The organism is Streptomyces kaniharaensis (genome assembly GCF_009569385.1).
In the GTDB taxonomy this organism is placed as follows: domain Bacteria; phylum Actinomycetota; class Actinomycetes; order Streptomycetales; family Streptomycetaceae; genus Kitasatospora; species Kitasatospora kaniharaensis.
The window spans coordinates 5946151-5967174 of the sequence record NZ_WBOF01000001.1 but is presented as its reverse complement, the minus strand read 5'-3'; the positions used below and the strand labels follow the sequence as shown (position 1 = coordinate 5967174).

Annotated in this window: 15 protein-coding genes; 6 read left to right on the top strand and 9 right to left on the bottom strand. The window is 72.8% G+C overall.

The annotated features are described in order from the left end of the window. Positions 1 to 329: 329 nt before the first annotated feature. From F7Q99_RS26705 to F7Q99_RS43295, 6 genes are all read left to right on the top strand, one after another. Positions 330 to 1592 carry a phenylacetate--CoA ligase family protein gene (locus tag F7Q99_RS26705; RefSeq protein ID WP_153465446.1) on the top strand — a complete coding sequence of 421 codons (1263 nt, stop codon included), beginning with the start codon at positions 330 to 332 and terminating at the stop codon, positions 1590 to 1592. After that, positions 1589 to 2884, top strand: coding sequence for an MFS transporter (locus tag F7Q99_RS26700; RefSeq protein WP_326847138.1), 1296 nt, complete (start codon positions 1589 to 1591; stop codon positions 2882 to 2884). Before F7Q99_RS26705 ends, F7Q99_RS26700 begins: the two co-directional genes overlap by 4 nt. Then, the gene (locus F7Q99_RS26695; protein ID WP_153465444.1) at positions 2881 to 4026 is read left to right on the top strand and encodes a GNAT family N-acetyltransferase; all 1146 of its coding nucleotides are present in this window, start codon (positions 2881 to 2883) and stop codon (positions 4024 to 4026) included. Before F7Q99_RS26700 ends, F7Q99_RS26695 begins: the two co-directional genes overlap by 4 nt. Beyond that, positions 4023 to 5189: a LuxE/PaaK family acyltransferase gene (locus tag F7Q99_RS26690; protein ID WP_326847137.1), complete on the top strand. Its 1167-nt coding sequence runs from the start codon at positions 4023 to 4025 to the stop codon at positions 5187 to 5189. Before F7Q99_RS26695 ends, F7Q99_RS26690 begins: the two co-directional genes overlap by 4 nt. Next, positions 5186 to 7738: an acyl-CoA reductase gene (locus tag F7Q99_RS26685; RefSeq protein ID WP_326847136.1), complete on the top strand. Its 2553-nt coding sequence runs from the start codon at positions 5186 to 5188 to the stop codon at positions 7736 to 7738. The genes F7Q99_RS26690 and F7Q99_RS26685 overlap by 4 nt, the downstream gene beginning before the upstream one ends. Before the next feature lie 392 nt (positions 7739 to 8130). Continuing rightward, on the top strand, positions 8131 to 9354 hold the full coding sequence (locus F7Q99_RS43295) for a globin domain-containing protein (protein WP_326847135.1): 1224 nt from the start codon (positions 8131 to 8133) through the stop codon (positions 9352 to 9354). 39 nt (positions 9355 to 9393) lie between these two features. Here the strand turns inward: F7Q99_RS43295 and F7Q99_RS43735 are convergent, their stop codons facing one another. From F7Q99_RS43735 to F7Q99_RS26635, 9 genes are all read right to left on the bottom strand, one after another. Beyond that, positions 9394 to 11217 (bottom strand): SpoIIE family protein phosphatase, encoded by a 1824-nt coding sequence (locus F7Q99_RS43735; protein ID WP_153465442.1) that lies wholly within the window; start codon positions 11215 to 11217, stop codon positions 9394 to 9396. A 26-nt stretch (positions 11218 to 11243) separates the two neighbouring features. Beyond that, a complete protein-coding gene (locus F7Q99_RS26670; RefSeq protein ID WP_230210326.1) occupies positions 11244 to 13373 on the bottom strand; it encodes a SpoIIE family protein phosphatase in 2130 nt (709 codons plus the stop codon). Positions 13374 to 13540: 167 nt separating this feature from the next. Next, on the bottom strand, positions 13541 to 14443 hold the full coding sequence (locus F7Q99_RS26665; protein ID WP_326847134.1) for a phosphotransferase: 903 nt from the start codon (positions 14441 to 14443) through the stop codon (positions 13541 to 13543). Continuing rightward, entirely contained in the window at positions 14440 to 15144 is a 705-nt protein-coding gene (locus F7Q99_RS26660) for an HAD family hydrolase (protein ID WP_153465438.1), read from the bottom strand. Before F7Q99_RS26660 ends, F7Q99_RS26665 begins: the two co-directional genes overlap by 4 nt. A gap of 29 nt (positions 15145 to 15173) precedes the next feature. Continuing rightward, positions 15174 to 16175: an MDR/zinc-dependent alcohol dehydrogenase-like family protein gene (locus tag F7Q99_RS26655; RefSeq protein ID WP_153465436.1), complete on the bottom strand. Its 1002-nt coding sequence runs from the start codon at positions 16173 to 16175 to the stop codon at positions 15174 to 15176. After that, a complete protein-coding gene (locus F7Q99_RS26650; RefSeq protein WP_153465434.1) occupies positions 16175 to 17440 on the bottom strand; it encodes an aspartate aminotransferase family protein in 1266 nt (421 codons plus the stop codon). Before F7Q99_RS26650 ends, F7Q99_RS26655 begins: the two co-directional genes overlap by 1 nt. After that, positions 17433 to 18878 (bottom strand): trehalose-6-phosphate synthase, encoded by a 1446-nt coding sequence (locus tag F7Q99_RS26645; RefSeq protein ID WP_153465432.1) that lies wholly within the window; start codon positions 18876 to 18878, stop codon positions 17433 to 17435. The genes F7Q99_RS26650 and F7Q99_RS26645 overlap by 8 nt, the downstream gene beginning before the upstream one ends. Continuing rightward, the gene (locus F7Q99_RS26640) at positions 18875 to 19786 is read right to left on the bottom strand and encodes an SDR family oxidoreductase (protein ID WP_153465430.1); all 912 of its coding nucleotides are present in this window, start codon (positions 19784 to 19786) and stop codon (positions 18875 to 18877) included. Before F7Q99_RS26640 ends, F7Q99_RS26645 begins: the two co-directional genes overlap by 4 nt. After that, on the bottom strand, positions 19783 to 20937 hold the full coding sequence (locus F7Q99_RS26635) for an MFS transporter (protein WP_153465428.1): 1155 nt from the start codon (positions 20935 to 20937) through the stop codon (positions 19783 to 19785). The genes F7Q99_RS26640 and F7Q99_RS26635 overlap by 4 nt, the downstream gene beginning before the upstream one ends. Positions 20938 to 21024 lie beyond the last annotated feature (87 nt).

Below are 21024 nucleotides of genomic sequence, written 5' to 3'. Positions count from 1 at the left end.
ACATGAAATGTCTCGCATTCAACTACAAAGCAGCGGGAATCGCTTCGTCCCGCTGCGGTGCGGCCCCGATCGAACCTTCCGTGAGATGTACCTCACCATTTCGTTCGCCCTCTCCAGGCAAAAACCGTTGACGAGGCCTCAGATAGCTCTCCTGCCGCACTGACGACAGTTCAGGCTGCAATCCGAAGGCACATCAAGGTGCTAGCCTTTCTTCTCGCGAGTGGAAGGCCAAGCACTCCTGACTTCCTATCAGTGTCGACCGAATGACCTGCGCACACCCGAACCCCTGGTGCCGCGCGCTCGGTCCGTTCTCCTCAGAGCAGGAATTGATGCCCGTTCAACCGATAGCGGAACTCGTACGCTTCGCGCGCCGCAATTCACCCTTCTATGCGGAGCTGTACGCCGGTCTACCCGACCGGACAGCGAAGTTGACCGATCTCCCGGTGGTCCCGCAGACCGAGTTCTGGCAGGCGAACACGCCCCGCGGCAACCGGCTGCTGACCGGTCCGCTGGAGGAGGCGGTGGTCTTCAAGAGCGGTGGCACCACCGGCTCGCCCAAGTTCTCCTTCTACAGCCGCGAGGAGTGGAGGGAGTTCACCACCTCGTTCGGCGCCGGCCTGGTCGACGCCGGGCTGCGTCCGGGGCACCGGGTCGCCGACCTCTTCTACGCGGGCGACCTGTACGCCAGCTACACCTTCATCCTCGACGCGCTGCAGCATTCCCCCGTCGCCAACGTCCGCCTGCCGATCGGCGGAGCGGCGCCGCTGGAGTCGACCGCCCAGACCCTGGAGCAGTTCGAGGTCGAGGTGGTGGCCGGCACCCCGACCACGCTGTGCGGGCTGGCCGACCACCTTCTGGCCTCCGGCCGCGAACTCCCGCACGTGGAGCTGCTGTTGTTCGGCGGCGAAGGCCTCTACCAGGACCAGCAGCCGCTGCTCGGCAAGGTGTTCCCCAACGCCCGTATCTCGTCGATCGGTTACGCCGCCGTCGACGCCGGACTGCTCGGCCGGCCGGTCCCCGGACCGGACACCCGGGTGCACCGGACGTTCGCCCCGGAGACCGTGGTGGAGATCCTCGACGACCACACCGGCGAGCCGATCACCCGCGAGGGAGTGCCGGGCCGGGTCGTGGTGACCGACCTGCGGCGACAGCTGATGCCGGTGCTGCGCTACCCCGTCGGCGACCGCGGCGAGTGGACCGACGCCGCCGCCGGGCAGTTCCGCATCCTCGGCCGGGCCCAGGAGGGCGTCCGGGTGGGGCCGGTGTCGCTGTACACCCAGGACGTGCTCGACCTCGTCCGGTCCGCCGATCCGGCCGGCCGGGTCACCGGCGTCCAGCTGGTGGTGCGCCGCTGGGACGCCCGGGACGGTCTCGTGCTGCGCCTGGCCTGCGACGGGAACCCCGCCGGGCTCCCCGAACTGGCCGCCGCCGTCGAGTCCGCGATCCACGCGGCGCGCCCGCTGTACCCGGAGGCGGTCGCCGCCGGCTACGTGCACCCGCTGTCCGTCACCTGGGTCCGCCAGCACGAACTCACTGTCAACGCCCGGACCGGCAAGCTGATCCGCGTCCTCGACGAACGGCCGCACTCGTGACCGCCACCGTGTCCGACCCGGGACCGGCCACCCGCCGCCTGCCGCTCGTCCTGCGCAACCGTCGCTTCGGCGCCGTGTGGGCCGCCCAGGTCCTCACCCAGGCCGCCGGACGGATGTTCCAGGTCGGCGCCGTGTGGTGGCTGGTGGGCTACGCCGCCGGCGCCGACCGCGGCCTCGCCTCCGGCGCGTTCCTCGCCGTCAGCACCCTGCCCGCGGTCGCCCTGGTGCCGCTGGTGGCCGCGCTCATCGCTCGCTGCCCGCACCGCACGGTGCTGGGCGGCTCGGCCGCCGTCGCCGGTCTGGTCGCCCTCGGCACCGCCGGGTGGACGTACGCCGCGACGCCGCCGATGGCCGTCGCGTACGGTGCCGCGCTGCTGCTTGCGGGCTGCCAGGCGGTCTTCGACCCCTGCCTGACCACGTCCGTACCCGAGCTGGTCGAGGACGCCGACATCGAGGCCGCGACCGGCTTCGAGCTCAGCACCCAGTCGCTGGCCGGGCTCGCCGGCGGGCTGCTGGGCCCGCTGGTGGTCGACGCCGCGGGCCTGGCCGGCATCGTCGCCGGGTGCGCCGGCGCCTACCTGCTGGCGGCCGCGCTGATCGGCGCGACCCGGTTCCCCGGCGCCCCGGACTCCCCGGCCACTGACGGCGGCGCACCCGCCGCACGGCGCCCGCTGCGCCGCATCCTGGCCGAACTGCCCTTCGTCCGCCGGGTGTTGCTCTGCTTCACCGCGGCGAACGTGTTCACCACGGCGGTGTTCGTGGTGATGCCGCTGTACACCCGGACGGTGCTGCACGCCGACGGCTCGACCGTCGCCGCCCTGGAGGCTGCCCTCGGCGCCGGCACGCTGGTGGGCTCGTTCACCGGCGGCCGCCTGCCGGGCACGCCCACCGTGGTCGGCGCCGGCTGCCTGGGCCTGATGGCCGCCGCGCTCGCCCTGCCCGGAGTGGCCGCCGCCCAGGCCGCGGCCGTCGCCTCGATGGCGGTCGCCGGCTGGTGCGTGGGAGTGATCGGCGTACGGTTCGTGGCGCTGTTCCAGCGGCTGGTGCCGGCCGAGGACCGGCCCGGCTTCTTCGCCGTGATGCAGGCCCTGCTGGGGGCGACCTTCCCGGTGTCCTCGCTGGTCTTCGGCCTGCTCGGCGACCACCTCTCGCCGCGCACGCTGTGCCTGGTCCAGGCCATCGGCGTGCTGCCGGTCGCCGCGGCGCTGTGGTGGACCGGTCGGCGCGAACCGGCCGTCCCGGAGCCCGAAGCGGCCCCGGAACCCGAAGCGACGATCGAGAGTGCCCGATGACCGTGACGATCGCCCCCGCGACCCCGCAGGACGTCGCGCAGCTGCGGCAGCTCTACTTCGACGTCTACGGCCACGGCTACCCCGTCGCCCTCGGCAGCGACCCCGAGGAGATGCGCCGCCTCATCGCCGACCCGCACACCCACTGGCTCACCGCGCGCGAGGAGGGCGCCGGCCACCTGGCCGGGTCGGTGGCGGTGCAGACCGACCCCGGCAGCCGGATCGGCAAGCTGGTGGGCCTGGCGGTCCACCCCGAGCAACGGGGCGGCGGGCTGGCCGGACGGCTGACCGCCGCGGTCTGCGCGGACGCGTTCGCGACCGGCACCCCGGACTCGATCTACGCGACCGTCCGGGTCGTCACCCCCGGCCCGCAGCAGGTCTTCGCCCGCAACGGCTTCCGGGCCCTCGGCCTGATGCCGAACGCCGTCGAGGTCGCCGGGTGCGAGAGCCTCGCGCTGTTCGCCCGGCACGCCGACGGCGTCCTCGCCCGGCGGGAGAGCGTCGACCAGGTGCCGGGCGCCCTCGTCCCGCTCCTGGAGGCCGCCCGGCGGAGCACCGGCCTCGGCTACGGCGACCCGCAGGTGACGGACGGCCCCACTGTGCCTGCCGGGCGGACCGCACCGGTGACCGCACCGATGGAGCTGATCACCGCGCCCGGCTTCGTCCGCCGCCGCTTCCTGGAGCTCTTCCCCGACCCGGCGGAACGGTTCTTCCCGCTGCACGTCCCGAACGCCGTCCTCACCCCGCCGGACGGCGCGTTCGAGGCGTACGCCGACCTGGACCCGGTCGCCGCGAGCTGCTCGCTGGTGGCGGTGCACCCGTCCCCGGCGGCCGTCACCGGGGCGCTGGAGCCTCTGATGGCCGCCGTCTCCCGGGCAGGCGCCGACTACGTGGAGACGCTGCTGCCGCTGGCCGACACCGCCGGACTGAGCGCCTTCCTGGCCGCCGGGTTCGTCCCGAGCGCCGTCTACCCGGCGATGCGTCGCCTCGGCGACCGCTTCCACGACTACGTGGTGCTCTCCCGCACCAGCCGCCAGATCGACTTCAGGACCACGGCCGTCAGCGGCCCGCTCCAGCCGTACCTGCTGGCCTACCTGACCGCCTGGACCTCGACCTACCTACCACTTCCCGAGGTTGCCCCGTGAACATCCATCTCGCGCCGGTCGAGGTCCCCGACCCCGCCGCGCTCCCGCACGTCCAGCAGCTGTGCGACCTGACCGCCCCGTACGCCGCCGGACCGGAGACCGACGCCCTGTTCGCCGCCGCGATGGCTGAGACCAACGCCTGGCACGCGCAGCGCTCCCCGTTCTACCGCTCCCTGCTGGACGGCCCGGCCGAGACCGCCGCGCCGACCGTCGGCGAGGGCGTCCGCACGCCCCTGGTGCACGCCAACTTCTTCAAGCGGCACGAGGTCCTCTCCATCCCGCGGGACGACGTCTTCCTCCACCTCACCTCCTCCGGCACCACCGGCCAGAAGTCGCAGATGTTCTTCGACACCTGGACGATCCGCTCCGCGCAGCGCATGGTCGCCCGGATCTTCGACCACTACGGCTGGATCACCCCCGAGCAGCCCGTCAACTACCTGCTCTACAGCTACGAGCCCGCCCCTCAGCTGAAGCTCGGCACCTCGTTCACCGACAACTACCTCTGCGACTTCGCCCCGGCCAACCACACCACGCACGCACTGCGGCACACCGGCAGCGGCCACGAGTTCGACGTCCACGGGTGCATCGAGGCGCTCCGGAGGTACGCCGAGGACGGCCTGCCGGTACGGATCCTGGGCTTCCCCGCCTTCCTGCACTTCACCCTGGAGCGGATGCGGGCGCTCGGCCTGCCGCCGCTCCAGCTGCCGGCCGGCTCCCTGGTGCTGCTCGGCGGCGGCTGGAAGGGGCACACGGACCGCCAGATCGGCAAGGACGAGTTCTACGCCGAGGTCACGGAGCAGCTGGGCATCCCCTCCGAGCGGATCCGCGACACCTTCGGGTCGGTCGAGCACTGCGTGCCGTACATCGAGTGCGGGCACCACCGGCTGCACGTTCCGGTCTGGTCGCGGGCGGCCGTACGCGACACCCGCACCCTGCGGCCGCTGCCGTACGGCGAACGCGGCTTCCTCCACCTCGTCTCCCCGTACATCACCTCGGTGCCGGCGCAGAGCGTCGTCATGGGCGACCTCGCCTCGCTGCACCCCGCGCAGGAGTGCCCCTGCCCGCTGCCCACGCCGTGGTTCACGATCCACGGCCGCGCCGGGGTCAGCCGCAACCGCAACTGCGCGGCGGCCGCCGCCGAACTCCTGAAGGGACTGTCGTGACCACCGCATCCGCGACCGCCGTACCCGTGACCGCCGAACCCCACTTCTGGCAGGGCTCGTTCATCGGCGACGAGGAGGCCGCCGGACGGCTCGCCGAACTGCCGGAGCTCGCCGCCCGCACCCTCGCCGAACCCCTGCCCACCGAACTGGTCCTGAGCGCCTGCCAGCAGCTGGCCGACGCCCTCGGCACGCCGGACGGCCCCGTCCGCGCCCGCCTGCTCGGCGTGCTCACCGACGGCACCGACCCGGAGGAGGCGTCGGCGACCCTCTCCGAGATCGCCGAGGCGATCGCCCGCCCCGCGCTGGAGCGCAAGCTCCGGCGCGAACTCGGCGGCCTGCGCCCCGAGCGCCTCACCCGGCCCGACGCCCGCGAGACCACCTTCGAGGCCTGGGCGCCGGTCGGGCTGCTGGTTCACATCGCCCCCGGCAACGCCGCCGCCGTCGCACCGCTGAGCGTCATCGAGGGCCTGCTCACCGGAAATCTCAACGTCCTGAAGACCAGCAGCGGCGACACCCTGCTCGCCCAGCACCTGCTCGCCGAGCTCGCCGCCGCCGACCCGACCGGTGCCCTGGCCCGCCGCATCGTCGTGCTCCGCTTCTCCTCCGCCCGCACCGAGTGGCTGCGGCTGCTGTGCGAGCCCGCCGACGCGGTGGCGGTCTGGGGCGGCGAGGACGCCGTACGCTCGGTCGCCGGGCTGGTCCCGGCCGGCTGCCGGCTGGTCGAGTGGGGGCACCGGATCTCCTTCGCCTACCTGACCCGTGACGCCTGGTCGGACGAGGCCACCCTGGACGCGCTCGCCGCCGACGTCTGCCGCTTCGAGCAGCAGGCCTGCTCAAGCCCCCAGGTGATCTACCTCGACACCGAGGAGGACGGCGACGTCTTCGGCTTCGCCGAGCGCTTCGCGGCCCACCTCGCCGACGCCTCCGCCAAGCTGCCCCGGCCCGAGCTCGAACCGGCCGAGCACGCCGAGATCACCACCACCGAACTGATCGCCCGGCTGGAGGAACACCTCGGTCTCACCCGGGTCGTCGCCGCCGAGGACAGGTCCTGGCGCGTCCTCGCCGACACCCGCCCCGCCCTGGCGGCCTCGCCGCTCAACCGCAGCGTCTGGGTCAAGCCGCTGCCCCGCACCTCCGTCATGACCGTGCTGCGCCCGATGCGCCGCTACCTGCAGACCGCCGCGATCGGCGGCAGCCGCGCCGACGTCGCCCGGCTGTCGCAGGCGATGGTCGCCGCCGGCGTGCTGCGGGTCACCCCGGTCGGGGGGATGCTCGACAGCTACCACGGCGAGCCCCACGACGGCGTCTACGCGCTCCAGCGCTACAGCCGCCGGGTGGCCGTCCGCGCGGGCGAGGCCTTCGCCACCACCGCCTGCCTGGACGACCTGGCGGCCCCCGCCGCCGTCCCCGCAGCGCCGAGCGGCCCGCTGCTGGACAAGGCCGGCGTGCAGGAGCAGCTGCGCACCCTCGCGCCCGAGCACGCCCACCTGTACTTCCGCAGCGGCGGCAGCACCGGGGCCCCGGCCCTGTCGGTGTTCACCAACGCCGACTACGACACCCAGATGCGGGCCGCCGCCGACGGCCTGCTCGCCGCCGGGTTCGACCCGGCCCGGGACCGCGCCGCCAACCTGTTCTTCTGTGGTGGCATGTACGGAAGCTTCATCAGCTTCTTCTCGATCCTGGAGCGCCTCAACGCCACCCAGCTCCCCATCGCCGCCGGCACCGACCACGCCGCAACCGCCGAGGCGCTGGTGACGTACGGCGCGGACACGGTGTTCGGCATGCCGTCCTACCTCTGGCAGCTGTTCCACTCGCAGAGCGCCACGCTGCGCGCCTACGGCCGGATCCGGAAGGTGTTCTACGGCGGCGAGCACTTCACGGCAGAGCAACGCCGGGTGCTCACCGAGGACTTCGGCGTCGAAGTGATCCGTTCGGCGTCCTACGGCAGCACCGACCTCGGGCCGCTCGGCTACCAGTGCGCCCGGGCCGAGGGGTCGGTCCACCACGTCCTGACCGACCTGCACACCCTGGAGATCCTGGACCCGGAGGCCGACCGCCCGGTCCCCGCCGGGCAGCCGGGCCGCCTGGTCTTCACCAGCCGCACCCGGGCCGGACAGCGCCTGGAGCGGTACCAGATCGGCGACCTCGGCCGCGCGGCCGAGGGCGTCTGCCCCTGCGGCAGCCACACCCCGCGGATCGAACTGCTCGGCCGGTACGGGGACGTCGTCCGGGTCGGCACGTACTTCTTCAACGTCCGGCGCTTCATCGCGGTGGCGGAGGAGGAGCTCGGCTACCGGGGCGAACTACAGCTGATCCTGGACGCCGGCGACGGCCGGGAGCAGGCCACCGTCCGGCTGGACGAGCGGTACGCCGCGGACGGGGCGCCCGCCCGCGCCGCCTTCCTGGCCGCCATCCCCGAGCTGCACTCGGCCGTGACCGAGGAACTGCTCTCCTTCTCGGTCGAGACGGCCGGCACCGCCGCCTTCGAGCGGACGCCCACCAGCGGCAAGCTGCGGACGGTGATCGACCGGCGGCAGACCACGCTGTGACACCACGAGGGCCGGGGCACGGGGTGCCCCGGCCCTCGGCGTCACCGCCTGCTGGCCGTCTGTCAGATCGATTCCGCAGCCCTGTCCCGAAAAGGCTGTCAGAAATCCGTGCCGAAATTCCCTGCAGAACGATCAGAAAATCCATCAGTTCTGTCGGGGCCGATCGCGACGGTGATCGAATACCGGCGAAATTACCGACCCGGCCGCCTCGCCCAAGGGTCGCGCGCGGGCGAACGGTATCAGAGACCAGAACTACCAGCCAGTAACGCGCTTCACAAATTGTTCACCGGACTCGACTTGCAAATCCGATTCGCGCTATGTGCAGAATAGGGCGCTTTTCCGCCCGCAGCACACGGTTCTCGGCGCGAAGAACTGGATAGGAGAGTCGTCGCGTGAAGTCTCGCGCCACACACCCGGTCAGCAACCCCTCTGCACCGGAGAACCCGCAGGACCGTCCGCAGCCGACGACCAACGGCACCGGTGCGCTCCTCTCCGAACGCGACATCGCCCTCCTCAGGGCGAGCGTGGCCGCCGTCGAGCCGTATGCCGCGGACCTCCCGGCCCACTTCTACGCGACCCTGTTCCACCGCTACCCCCAGGTCCGCGATCTGTTCCCGCAGCGCATGGAGATCCAGCACGACAAGCTGGTGCGCGCCCTGCTGCTCATCGTCGACCTGGTGGACGATCCGGACACCCTGGTCCGTTTCTGCTCCGAACTCGGCCGCGACCACCGCAAGTTCGGCACGCAGAGCGAACACTACGCCGCGGTCGGCGAGTGCCTGCTCGCCACGCTGGAGCACTTCGCCGGCCCCGCCTGGACCGCCGACGTCGCCGCTGCCTGGACCCGCGCCTACACCGCGGCCGCGCAGGCCATGGACGGCGCGGCCACGGCCGACGCCGCCGAGCGGCCGGCCGTCTGGGACGCCCGCATCGTGCACCACCACAGGTACGGTCCCGACCTCGCGGAGATCACCGTGCGGACCGACCAGCCGTACCCGTTCACCGGCGGGCAGTTCGTCAGCATGGAGACCCCGTGGTGGCCGAAGAGCTGGCGCTACTACTCCCCCGCCAACGCCCCGAGGCCGGACGGGACCATCAGCTTCCACGTCCGCGCCGTTCCCGGCGGCCCGGTCAGCAACACCCTGGTGCACCGCGCGGCGGTCGGCGACGTCCTCCGGCTCGGCCGGCCCCTCGGTGACATGGCCCTCGATCCGGCCTCCACCCGCGACGTCGTGTGCGTCGCAGGCGGTACCGGGATCGCGCCGATCCGCGCGCTGGTCGAGCAGGCCGTCCTGGACGGTACCCAACGGCGGATGGACGTCTTCGTGGGCGCCCGCAGCGCGAACGAGCTGCACGGGCTGGAGGACATCCAGCGGCTCTCGCAGCACCACCACTGGCTCACCGTACGGGCCGCCGTCTGCGACGCGGACACCCCCGGCGCCGCTCCCGGCCTGCCCGAGGCGCTGACGGCCGCCGGCCCCTGGCGGGAACACGAGGCCTACGTCAGCGGCCCCGGGCCGATGATCTACAGCGCCGCCCGGGCCCTGTACCGCGCCGGGATGCCGATCGATCGCATCCACCACGACCCGTTCGTACGCCTCGACTTCGCCCTCTGAGCCTTCCTGAGACTTCGCCCCGTGAGCGGCGTCCGGGAGTCAGAGCGGCTGCTCGGCCCAGATGATCTTGCAGGCGGGGGTGTAGCGGGTACCCCAGCGCTCGGAGAGCTGGGCGACGAGGAACAGTCCGCGTCCGCCCTCGTCCGTGGCCTCGGCGTAGCGCAGGTGCGGGGCGGTGCTGCTGGTGTCCGAGACCTCGCAGATCAGCGTGCGGTCCCGGATGAGACGGACGCTGACCGGTCCACTGCCGTAGCGGATCGCGTTGGTGATCAGCTCGCTGAGGATCAGCTCCGTGGTGAACGCCAGGTCCTCCAGCTGCCACTGCGCCAGCTTCAGGCCGGCCGAGGCCCGGATCCCGGCCACGGCGGCCGGATCCAGCGGGACGTCCCACTGGGCGACCTGCCCGGCCGACAACGCGCGGGTGCGCGCCACGAGCAGGACCGCGTCGTCCGTGGAGCTCACGGGCAGCAACACGTCGAACACCGCGTCGCAGGTCTCCTCGGGCGTGCGGTCGGTGTCGGTCAGGGTGTCGCGCAGGAGTTCCAGCCCGCAGTCGATGTCCCGGCGGCGGTCCTCGACGAGGCCGTTGGTGTACAGGACCAGCCGGCCGCCCTCGGGCACCTGTAGCTGCGTGGTCTCGAACGGCAGGCCGCCCACGCCGAGCGGTGGGCCGGCCGGCAGGTCGAGGAACTCCACCGTGCCGTCCGGCGCCACGAGCGCGGGCGGGAGGTGGCCGGCCCGCGCCAGCTCGCAGCGCCTCGACACCGGATCGTAGATCGCGTACAGGCAGGTGGCTCCGGTGATCCCGGGGTCGCTGCGCCCGGTCGTGTCGTCCTTGTCGATGCGGTTGACCAGCTCGTCGAGGTGGGCCAGGAGATCGTCGGGAGGCAGGTCCAGCATGGAGAAGTTGTGCACCGCCGTCCTGAGACGGCCCATCGTGGCGGCCGCGTGCACGCCGTGCCCGACGATGTCCCCCACGACCAGCGCGACGCGGGTGCCGGACAGCGGGATGACGTCGAACCAGTCCCCGCCGACGCCCGACCGCGCCGGCAGGTAGCGGTAGGCGACGTCCAGGGCGTTCTGCTCGGGCAGCCCGCGGGGCAGCAGGCTCTGCTGCAGGGTCACGGCCATGCTGTGGTCGCCCGTGACGGCCGCGACGATCTGCTCATGGGTGGCGTACTTCGTGTCGAAGAAGCCGCTGTTGCGTCCGAGCCGCAGCACCACCACTCGGTCGGCGACCGCCCGGACGTTCTCCAGGTCGTGGCTGACCACCAGCACGCCGAGCCGCTGGGCCCGCAGGCGCTCGACCAGTTCCAGGACCAACGCGGTCTCCCCGACCCCGAGGGCGGCGGTGGGCTCGTCCAGGACCACGACCCGCGGCTCGCCGATCATCGCGCGCGCGATGGCGATGATCTGTCGCTGGCCGCCGGAGAGCGCGCCGACCGGGACGCGCAGGCTGGGGATCCGGATGGACAGGGCGCTCAGCAGTCTGTGGCAGCGCCGCTCCATCTCGACCTCGTCCAGGATGCCGAACCTGCGCAGCTCACGGCCGAGGAAGAGATTGGCGACCGTGTCGAGGTTGTCGCACAGCGACAGGTCCTGGTGGACGGTGGCGATGCCGAGGTTCTGGGCGTCCACCGGTCTGCGGAGGTCGACGCACCGGCCCTCCCACTCGATCACCCCGCTGTCCGGCGGGGTCACCCCGGAGACGACCTTGACCAGGGTGGACTTGCCTGCACCGTTGTCCCCGACCAGCGCGACGACCTCACCCTCGCCGACGTCGAGTCCGACGTCGCTCAGCGCCTGTACGGCGCCGAACCGCTTGGAGACGCCGCGTACGGCCAGCAGGGGCGTGCGTGCCACGGAAGCGGTCTCCTTCCCGTCACCGTTCACCGGGGTACGGACCGCACCAGCAGCAGCGCGACGTCGTCGGTGCGGTACTCCGCGTGCCCGGCCTGCCCGATGAGCGCGTCGGCCAGCCGGTCGAGCGGTTCGCCGCCGTGACGGGCGAGCGTGGCGGTGAGGTCGGCCAGCGCCTGGTCGAGGTCGGCGCCGGGCGTGTCGACGAGGCCGTCGGTGTACAGGACGAGGGTGCTGCCGATCGGCAGGTCGACGCGGATCTGCGGGTACTCGGCGGCGGGGTCGACGTTCAGGACCATGCCGATGACCGGCTCCACCGCCGCCGCCCGGCCGTCCGGGCCGTACAGCAGCGGCACGGGGTGCCCGGCCGTGGCCAGCCGGGCCTCGCGGCGGGCGAGATCGATGCAGAGGTAGGTGCAGCTGGCCAGCAGGGCCGTGTCCAGGTCGACCAGCAGACGGTTGGTGCGGGCCAGCACGGTGCTCGGATCCGCGTCGGCCGCCGCGAAGGCACGCACGGCGGTGCGGACCTGGCCCATCAGCGCGGCGGCGTTGACGTTGTGGCCCTGGATGTCGCCGATGACGACGGCCACGGTGTCGGGGCCGACGCGGATGAGGTCGTAGAAGTCTCCTCCGACGTCCATGCCCTCGGTGCACGGCAGGTACCGGGCGCTGATCTCCAGGCTCGGGACGACGGGCAGCGCGTGGGGCAGCAGGCTCTCCTGGAGACCGTGGGCGAGGACGAGCTTGGTGTCGTAGAGCCGGGCGCGGTCCAGGGCCTGGGCGATCAGACCGCCGAGCGAGGTGAGGACGGCGCGCTCCTCGACGTCGAAGCGGTGCGGCTCGGCGAACGCGAGTACGCAGGTGCCGATCAGCCGGCGCGAGGTCACCAGCGGCAGGTACGCCCAGGCGGCCATCCCGTCCTGGGTCTCGTGGCGCTCCGGATACAGCCGCTCCAGCTCCGCGCGGGTCTCGAAGAACGCCGGCACGGCATTGGTCGACGCCTGGACGCCGGGCGTGGACTCCGTGAGCGGGGTGCCGTCGAACTGGTCGACCAGGCCGGGCGGATAGCCGCGGTGGCCCGCGATGCGCAGCCGGCCGCCCTCGGCCATCAGGACCGCGACGGCCTGCCCGCCGAAGGCCGGCAGGATCTGCTCGGAGACCATGGTCACCACGTCCTGCACGGTGATGGCCTCGGTCAGCGCGCTGGCGAGGTGGAGGAGGTGGTACAGCGCTCCGGGCCGCGTGTGCACCGCGTGCTCGGCCGGCTTCTCGGTCTGCCCGTCGAGCAGGGCGGCATCGGCGGCGACGATCCGCACGGTGACGCCGGAGGAATCCGGGAAGAGCTGGAACGACAGCCACCGGTCGGGCGGGCACAGGGCGACGAAGGACGTGGTCTGCCCGCTGACCACAGCCGCCCGGTAGTGGTACTCGTACACCGGATCACGCAGCCACGGCAGCGCGGCCCACGGCCGTGAGCCCAGCAGTCGCTCCGCCGGCTCGCCGAGCAGCTCGGCGGCGGTCGGCGTCACTGCGGCCAGCCGGCCGTCCAGGTCGATGCCGCACACGCCCTCCGGCAGTCGTGCCGCCAGCGCGGTGAGGGGGTCGGCGGAACGGTCCTCCGCCACGGCCGGGCGCGGGCCGGCCCGGATCGGACGGCCCGCCCCTGCCGCCTCCGCCAGCACCTCGGCCAGGTCCAGGCCGAACTCCTCGAGCCCCTCGCGTTCACGGGGCGACAGTTCGGTGGGATGCGTGGCGGGCCAGATCAGGAAGACGGTTCCGTACGTCGTCCCCCGCGCGACGAGCGGAACGGCCGCGAGGCAGAACGCGTACGGCATGGCGACCGCGACCCGCGGGTACCGGCGCGCCATCTCCTCCGCGCCGCCCACCCACACGACCCGGCCGCTGCGCGCCGCTTCGACCACCGGGATCGGCGCGGTCAGGCCGATGCGCTGCCACGGCCTGCTGAACTGCCGGGCGGCCCCGAGCGTCATGGCCAGTTCGAGCAGCTCCCGCTCCTCCGACAGCAGGTAGAGGCCGCCGATGTACGCGCCGAGCCGCTCCGGCGCCGACCGCAGGATCTGCGCCGCCGCGTCGAGACCGCGCCCTGCCACCGCCTCGGCGGCCTCGTGTCCGAGCCGCGACGACGCATGCGATGACATGCCCATCACACCAACCTCATTCAAGCCGACAGGTGGAGCCGCAGTCTCCTCTCCATACTGGCCCGGGCGGGCACCATGCGCCCCGTCGCGCTCTCCGCGGCCCGCCGCGAAGACCGTCGAGCCGGGCTCGGCGTGACCCCGATACCCCGCGGCGCGTCCCGCGGAACCTACGGAGTGGGCGGCAGGCGGTGGAGCCGGTAGTCCACCCACCGTCGCCCTGCGGCTGCCAGGGCGCGCAGGCGCGGTGCGGAGCCGAGATGCCGCCGGTGTTCGCGCACGCCCGCGATGACGACGGCGAAGGCGGTGATCGCCTCGGGAGCGGCCTTCTTCCAGGCGGGGACCGCGCCGGCCCACTCCTCCGCCTGCTGCGGGCTGTGTCCTGCGTGGATGAGGCGCAGCACCAGCGACGCCGTGTCCGTCCAGGCGGCGGCGCGGGCGGGCCACGCCCAGTCGACGGCCCGGACCGTCCAGCCGTCGACGAGAAGGTTGCCGGCTGACAGATCCGTGTGGGACAGCGTGTCGCCGTCGACCAGGCCGGGCGCCGTCGTCTCGATCCGTACGAGCTGCTCCAGGCGGGCCACCGCCCAGGCGTCCAGTAGGCCTCGGTCGTGCTCGGCCATCAGGCGCCAGATCCGGCGTTCCGCCAGTCGCACCGCGAACGGCTGCGTGGGCACGGGCGGCGCCGGGGTGAGCCGTTCGGCGAGGGCGGCGAGGGCGGCCGCCAGCAGCGGCAGGTCCGGGGAGCCCGGACGCAGCTCGGCATGGCGCCCGGGAAGGTGCTCGAACCCGAGCAGCAGCCATCCCCCGGTCTCGATCAGCCATTCCAGCCGAGGAGCGGTCCCCCGGAGGAGGGGATTCACCTCGGCCTCCTTCCGGTGCTTCCATGCCTCTGGATTCGCCGTTCGCACCGCCTTGCAGAAGACGTCGCCCTGCTCGGTGCGGAGCGTCGCCGCGAAGTCGGAGATCGTCCCCGCCCTCGGCGGCTCGGCCGTGATCACCGGCCTGCCGATCGCGGCTTCGACGGCCAGTCGCACATCCCTCGGCAGCGCCGTCCAGTCACATCCGGTCACAGCTCACCGGCGTGCTCCAGGTACCCGGGTAGCTCGGCGAAGTGCCCGATCACGCCGATGCTCTCGGGTAGGTCGTCCGGGCGGGGCGACGACGTGACCAGGACGGCGCGCATGCCGAACCGGTACGGCCCGATCGCGTCCTTGGCCGGGACGTCGCCGACGAACAGGATGTTCTCGGGCCGGCAGCCGGCCGCGCTCACCACGGCGTCGTAGAACAGAGGGTTCGGCTTGCGGACTCCGAGGGTGCTGGAGAGGACCAGGGCGTCGAAGCAGTCCGCGATACCGGCGGCCTCGAGGGTGCGGCGGCGCACGATCTCGGGGCGTCGGGTGTCGCAGGCCAGTACACACGCCAGCCCCCGCTCGTGCAGTCGGCGTAGCGCGTCCGCGGCCCTCGGATCCACCTCGGCGTCGGGTACCGCGGTGAACACGGCCTCGGTCGCGGCCGTCGGATCCGGGATCACGGCCCCGCACTCCTGCGCGCTGCGGCGCAGCAGATCGGCGAACGCGCTCTGGGTGAAGTGCGCCCGGTCCTCCTCCCGGATCCGGCGGCCGACCAGCTCGAACGCGCTGGGGAAGGCCTCCGGCACGACGGTCCCGTCGAGGCCGTGCAGGATCCGCGCGACCGTGACACCGTCCGGCTCCGGGCCCGGGCGGGCCAGGGTGTCGCCGAAGTCCAGCGCCAGTGCGCGGATCCTGGCCATGCTCACTGTCCTTCCTGCGCGTCACGCCGCTACGGCACGACGAGGGTCTTTCCGAGGTGGCGGCCGGTGGTCTGCTCCCGGAGGACACGGGGCAGTTCGGGGAGACCGACCTGCCTGGCGATCATCCGCTCGATGCGGTCCGGTGCGATGGCCGGTCCGGCGAGGTCCCCGAGGGCCGCCTCGAAGTCCGCACGCACGGTGCCGTAGCTGCCCGCGATGCGAACTTCCCTCCCCTGCCACCGAGTTGTGACGATGCTCTCGCGGCGGCGCACGGCGTCCAGGTCGCACTCCAGCCCCGGAAGCGCGTCACCGGGCGCCGTACCGCCGTAGAGCAGGAGCAGGCCGCCCGGCGCGGTCATGCGCAGCGCCTCACGCAGGACGTCGGGGTGGACGAAGCTGGTGGCGACGATGGCGACGTCCAGTGCGCCGGTCGGTACGGACGTCATCGGGCCGATCGGGACGTCGACGATCCCTCGTTCCCGCAGGAACGCCCGGCGGTCGGAGGTCCGGTTGGTCAGGACGACGTCGAGACCCATCGTCCGGGCCAGCGCGGCGATGAGCACGCCGGCGACTCCCGCGCCGAGCACGCCGAGTCGCACGCCGGCCAGGTCGCGGTCCGCGTGGCGGGCGGCGCTGGAAAGGCAGTGCCGGGCGCAGGCCAGCGGCTCCGTGAAGACCAGGGTGCGGGCCGGGATGTGACGCTGCACGGCCGGCAGTGCCGTGCTGAGGCGCTCGGCCGGTCCGGCTGCCCACATCGTGGTGGCGAAGCCGGTGCTCCGTTCGATCGCGACGTTCGGGTCGAGGGTGACCCGCTGCCCCGGCGGGAGGGCCGGGACGGTGGACTCCTCGACCACTCCGACGAGTTCATGCCCGAACTGGCTCACTCCGTACCGGCTTCCGGCGACCTCCTTGAGGTCCGACCGGCAGACCCCGGCCAGTTCGATCCGGACGCGAACCGCGTGCTCGCCCGGCGGGCGTTCGGGCGGACCGGGGTCGAGCCGCGGACCGCCCGGTTCCAGCACCACCCTCATCAGAGGGCTTCCAGGGCTTCGCCGAACCGGTCGGCGACCAGGTGCGCCTCGGCGGGTGTCAGGACGAGGGGCGGGCGCACCTCGATGACGTTGCCGAGGCCGTGCTCGGAGACCCGGGTGAGCACGCCCCGCCCCTCCAGCGCACGCTGGTAGGCGTGGGCCTCCTCGACGGCCTTGCCGCCGTCGGGTTTCACCAGTTCCACCCCGAGCATCAGGCCGAGGCCGCGGACGTCGCCGATGACCGGATGGTCCTGCCGCAGCCCGCGCAGGCGGTCGAGCAGGACGGCTCCGCTGGCGCGGACGTTCTCGAGGAAGCCGGGCCGCTGCACGATCTCCAGGGTCTTCACCGCCGCGGCGGCCGACAGGTTGTGTCCGCCGAAGGTGAAGCCGTGCATCGAACGGTCCCAGCCGGCCATGCGCTCCTCGGTCAGGATCGCGGCCAGCGGAAGGCCACTGCCCGTCAGCCCCTTGGCGAGGGTCATGATGTGCGGCTGCACACCGAAGTGGTCGGCGGCGAACATCTCACCGGTGCGGCCGAACCCGGTCTGGATCTCGTCGAAGATCAGGACGATCTCACGGGCGTCGCAGAACGCCTTCAGCTCCTGGAGGTAGCCCGGCGGCGGGACGACGTTGCCACCCGCTCCGCTGACCGGCTCCATGATCACGCACGCCACGCTGCCGGAACTGGCGTAGTCGATGAAGTCCTCGATGCGCTGCACGCACAGCATCCCGCACACGTCCGGGGTCTGCCGGTAGAAGCAGCGGAAGCAGTACGGCCCGGGCACCTGCACCCCGCCGGGGAACCGGTACGGGAAGGGCGCCCGCAGCCTGCTGGTGCCGTTGAGGCTCGCCGCGGCGAGCGTCTGGCCCACGTGACCGCGGAACGGCACGATCACGTCGCGCCGCCCGGTGTGATGCTGGGCGATCTTGATCGCGCCCTCGTTCGCGGTGGAGCCGCCCGAGCTGCGCAGGTTCACCCGGGTCAGGTTGGCGGGGCTGATCCTGACCAGCTCCCGCATCACCCGGTTGGTCGTCTCGGTCTGGAACGAGGATGTGGCGAACAGCAGTTCCTCGGACTGGGCCCGGATCGCGGCCACCACCTCCGGATGGCTGTGGCCCAGCAGCAGGTTGAAGGTGCCCGACACGCAGTCGAAGTACTCCCGGCCCGCACCGTCCCAGCAGCGCACGCCTTCGCCCCGGACCAGCACGGCATCACCGAGCCGGTACTGCGCCACCTGCCGGGGGTCGGCCGCGAGCTCACTCATGACCGCCCCGCCGATCGGCCTGCAGGGCGTCGAGCTGCGAGCGCACCCAGGCCTCCAGCGTCCACGGCTCGGCGGCCGCACGGCGGCGCCCGGCGGCCTCGGCCCGCTGCGCGGCCGGCGCCGTCAGGGCACCCGCGATGGCCTCGGCCTGCTCGGCCAGGTCGAAGGGGTTGACGGTGCGGCAGACGCCTCCGAGCACCTCGGCCGCTCCGCACATCTCGGACAGGACCACGTCGGCGTCGCGCTCGTTGACCAGCGGCGCCTCGAAGGCGCTCAGGTTCTGGCCGTCCACGGTGGAGTTGAACACCAGCAGATCGGCCCGCCGGAAGCTGCCGAGGGTGTGCTCGACGTGGTTGTCGCAGTGCCAGCGCACGGTGTCCGCGCCCAGATCGGCGTTGACCTCGGCGACGGCGCTCCGCACGCGGCGGACGTAGTCGGCGTTGGCCTCGACGTAGAGCCGGTTCGGGTTCATCCGGACGAGCATCCTGGTGCCGCGCAGCCTCGCGTCGGAGCGCACGGCCAGCCGGAACGCCCGCACGGCGCGCTCGGCGTTCTTGATCGGGTCGGTCCGTCCGCTGTGCACGACCAGCGGCCCGTCCCCCGCCCATTCGGCGATGCCGTCCGGCAGTCCGGGGGTGCGACCGGCGATGGTCAGCGGGCTGTAGCCGAGCGGCAGGGTCCGCACCCGGGTGACGGCACCCCGACGGCGGATGAGGCCACGCTCCCGGTCGACCTCGGCATCGGGGATCAGGTCGGCGACGCAGGCGAGGAAGTTGCGGCACCACCGGTCGGCGAAGAACCCGATCGTGGTGGCGGGCAGCATGCCCTCCAGCAGGCCGACGCGCATCGGTTTCGGCAGCATGCGCCAGTAGTCCGGCGTCGGCCACGGGATGTGGACGAACAGCAGGATCGGCGCGTCGGGCCGCTGTTCGCGCAGCTTCTGCGGGACGCCGACGAGCTGGTAGTCGTGGACGAGGTACAGCGGGTCCGGAGCATCGGCCGAGCTCTTCAGCAGCGCCTCCGCGAAGTCGCGGGTGAACTCGTCGAAGCACTCCAGTGCCCGGTACGTCTCGCTGCCGAAGGTGGGCGTCGTCCAGGAGTCCCAGCCGTGGTTGTTGGCCGCCCAGAGCAACTCGGCGGTGACGAAGTTCTGCACCACCTCGAAGGTCTTCCGGTCGTGGCGCAGCAGCTGGACGCGAATCCGTCGACCCGAGCCGAGGCTGAGCGCGAGACCCTCCGGGTTCTCGCGGGCGGCCCGGTGGTCGTCGTCCGTGTCGGCGCTGGCGATCCACGACACGTCGAGCACCCCCGCCTGCTCGGCGACCACGTTTCCCGTGCCGCCCGGCGCGAGCCAGGGGCGCAGCTCGCCGCTGTCGGGGTCGGGTGCGTAGGTCACCGCGGCGCGCTTGCTGGCCAGAAAGATCTGCTGTCCCGTCATCGGCACTCCTTTTCCTGGGCGATGAGCCTGTTGCTGGCTTCGAGCACGTCCACCGGGTCGAGTCCCGCCAGCTCGGGCAGGTGCGGGGCGCGCTCGCTGTGGAGGCAGGCGTTGCGCGGCCGGCACGCGTACACGGTGCTGCGCTGCGGCGCGGTACGGACCAGGGCCGGGTCCGCACCGCAGCACCCGGCGATGTGCCGTGCCCAGGCGAGCCGGCTCACCCTCCGCGGCCCGCCGAGGTGCACGATGCCGGTGTGCGCGGACGCCAGCAGGGTGGTGGTCCACACCGCGACGTCGTCGATCAGCACCGGGCTGTTCCAGTGGTCGTCCGGTACCGCCACGGTTCGGCCCCTGCTCAGCTCCTGCGCACAGGTGGTGAAGAAGTTCGGCCGCAGACCGTCGCGGTCCCAACCGTAGACGAGGCTCACCCGCAGGACGAGGACGTCGCCGGTGGCCAGCAGCGTGTCCTCGGCGGCGAGTTTCGCGCGGCCGTAGACGTTGGCGGGCTCGGCGCGGTCGTACTCGCCGTAGCTGCTCCTGCTGCCGGGGAAGACGTTGTCGGTGGAGATCAGCAGCGCTCTGCGGCTCCCGAGCGCCTCGGCCAGGTAGCGGGCGCCGCCGCGGTGGGCCGCCATCGCCTGCTCGGGGTTGGCCTCGCACCAGGTGATGTCGGACGGACCGTGGGCGACGACGACGGCATCCGGTCCGGTCGCGGCGAGCAGGGCGTGGACGGACCGGCGGTCACCGGCGTCGACGGGGTGCCAGCCGAGGTGCCGGCCGTGCGCGGTGGCGGGTCGGTGGCGCGAGCTGAGGGTGACGGTGTGTCCGAGGGCACTGAGCCGTTCGCCCACCTGGCTGGCGAGGTAGCCCGCGCCGACGACCAGAACGCGAAGCCGATGGTCCGTCATGCATCTCCTCCAGTCGGGCCGTCCGCGAGTCGGCGAAGGAGCTGACCGCCCGCCGCCACGAGCACCCCACAGGCCGCCACCGTGCCGAGCGCCGCGGACAGGCCGACGGCACCGGCGAGGGTGCCGACCAGCGGCGGGCTGACCAGGAAGCCGGCGTAGGAGACGGTCGTCACGGCGGAGATCGTCCGTGCGCGCCGCGCGGGGTCGATGCCGCGGCCGACCGCCGAGAGCAGCGTGGGCACCACGGGTGCCAGTCCGCCCCCGGCGACCGCGTAGCCCACGACGGCCCACGGCACGCTCCAGGCGGCCGCGCCGACGGCGAGACCGGCGCCGCCGAGGACTCCGCCGATCGAGACCAGCGTGCGATCCGGCAGTCTCGCCCCCTGCCACTGCGCGAGCATGCGCCCCGCGGACAGTCCGGCCATGTAGGCCGCCGGTCCGAAGCTCGCGATCAGCGGGCCCGCGCCGAGCTGCTGCACCAGGTGGATCGCACCCCACTGTTCGACGCTGTTCTCCATCAGCAGCGCGATGGCGGCCACCGCCCCGAGCATCAGCAGGAGTCCGGTCATCTGCCGGGGCCGTTCCGTCGCCGCCGACGCCGGTTCCTCCCAGCCCCGCCGGTCGATCGCGAGCACCGCGCTCAGGCCGACCAGCACCGAGATCGCCGTCAGCACCGCCTCCGGGGAGGCGCCGAGGTAGCGCGCCAGGCCGGCAGCGGGCGCGGCGACCACCATCGCCAGCGGAGTCGCGGAGTGCACCAGGTTGAACAGCCGCCGGCCGTCCCTGGCCTCCTGGGCGGCCAGTGTCGCGTTGAGTCCCACCTCGACGCCGCCGCTCGACGCCCCGATCAGCAGCAGGGCACCGATGAAGGCGGCCCGCGAATGGGCGAGTCCCACCAGCAGAACGCCCACGCCGAAGGCCGCCGTGACAACGGGCAGGGTGTACTGCGCCAGCCGGTGGGCCAGCGGCCCGGTGAGCAGCATCGCCGGCACCGCGGCGACGGGGATCGCGAACAGGGACAGGCCGAGCTGCTGGTCGGTCAACGCGAGCTCCGCCTTGATCCCGGGCAGCAGCGCGGCCCAGCCGCCCCAGAACAGACCCCAGCTGACCGCCGGCGCCAGCAGTCCGACCACTCCGCCACTTCGCCGCACCTGCGCTCCGTCCACTCAGAGGGCATCCCGCCACCGTCGACAGGACCAGCCGCGTTGCTCCGGATACCGTGACCCCCAAGGATCGAC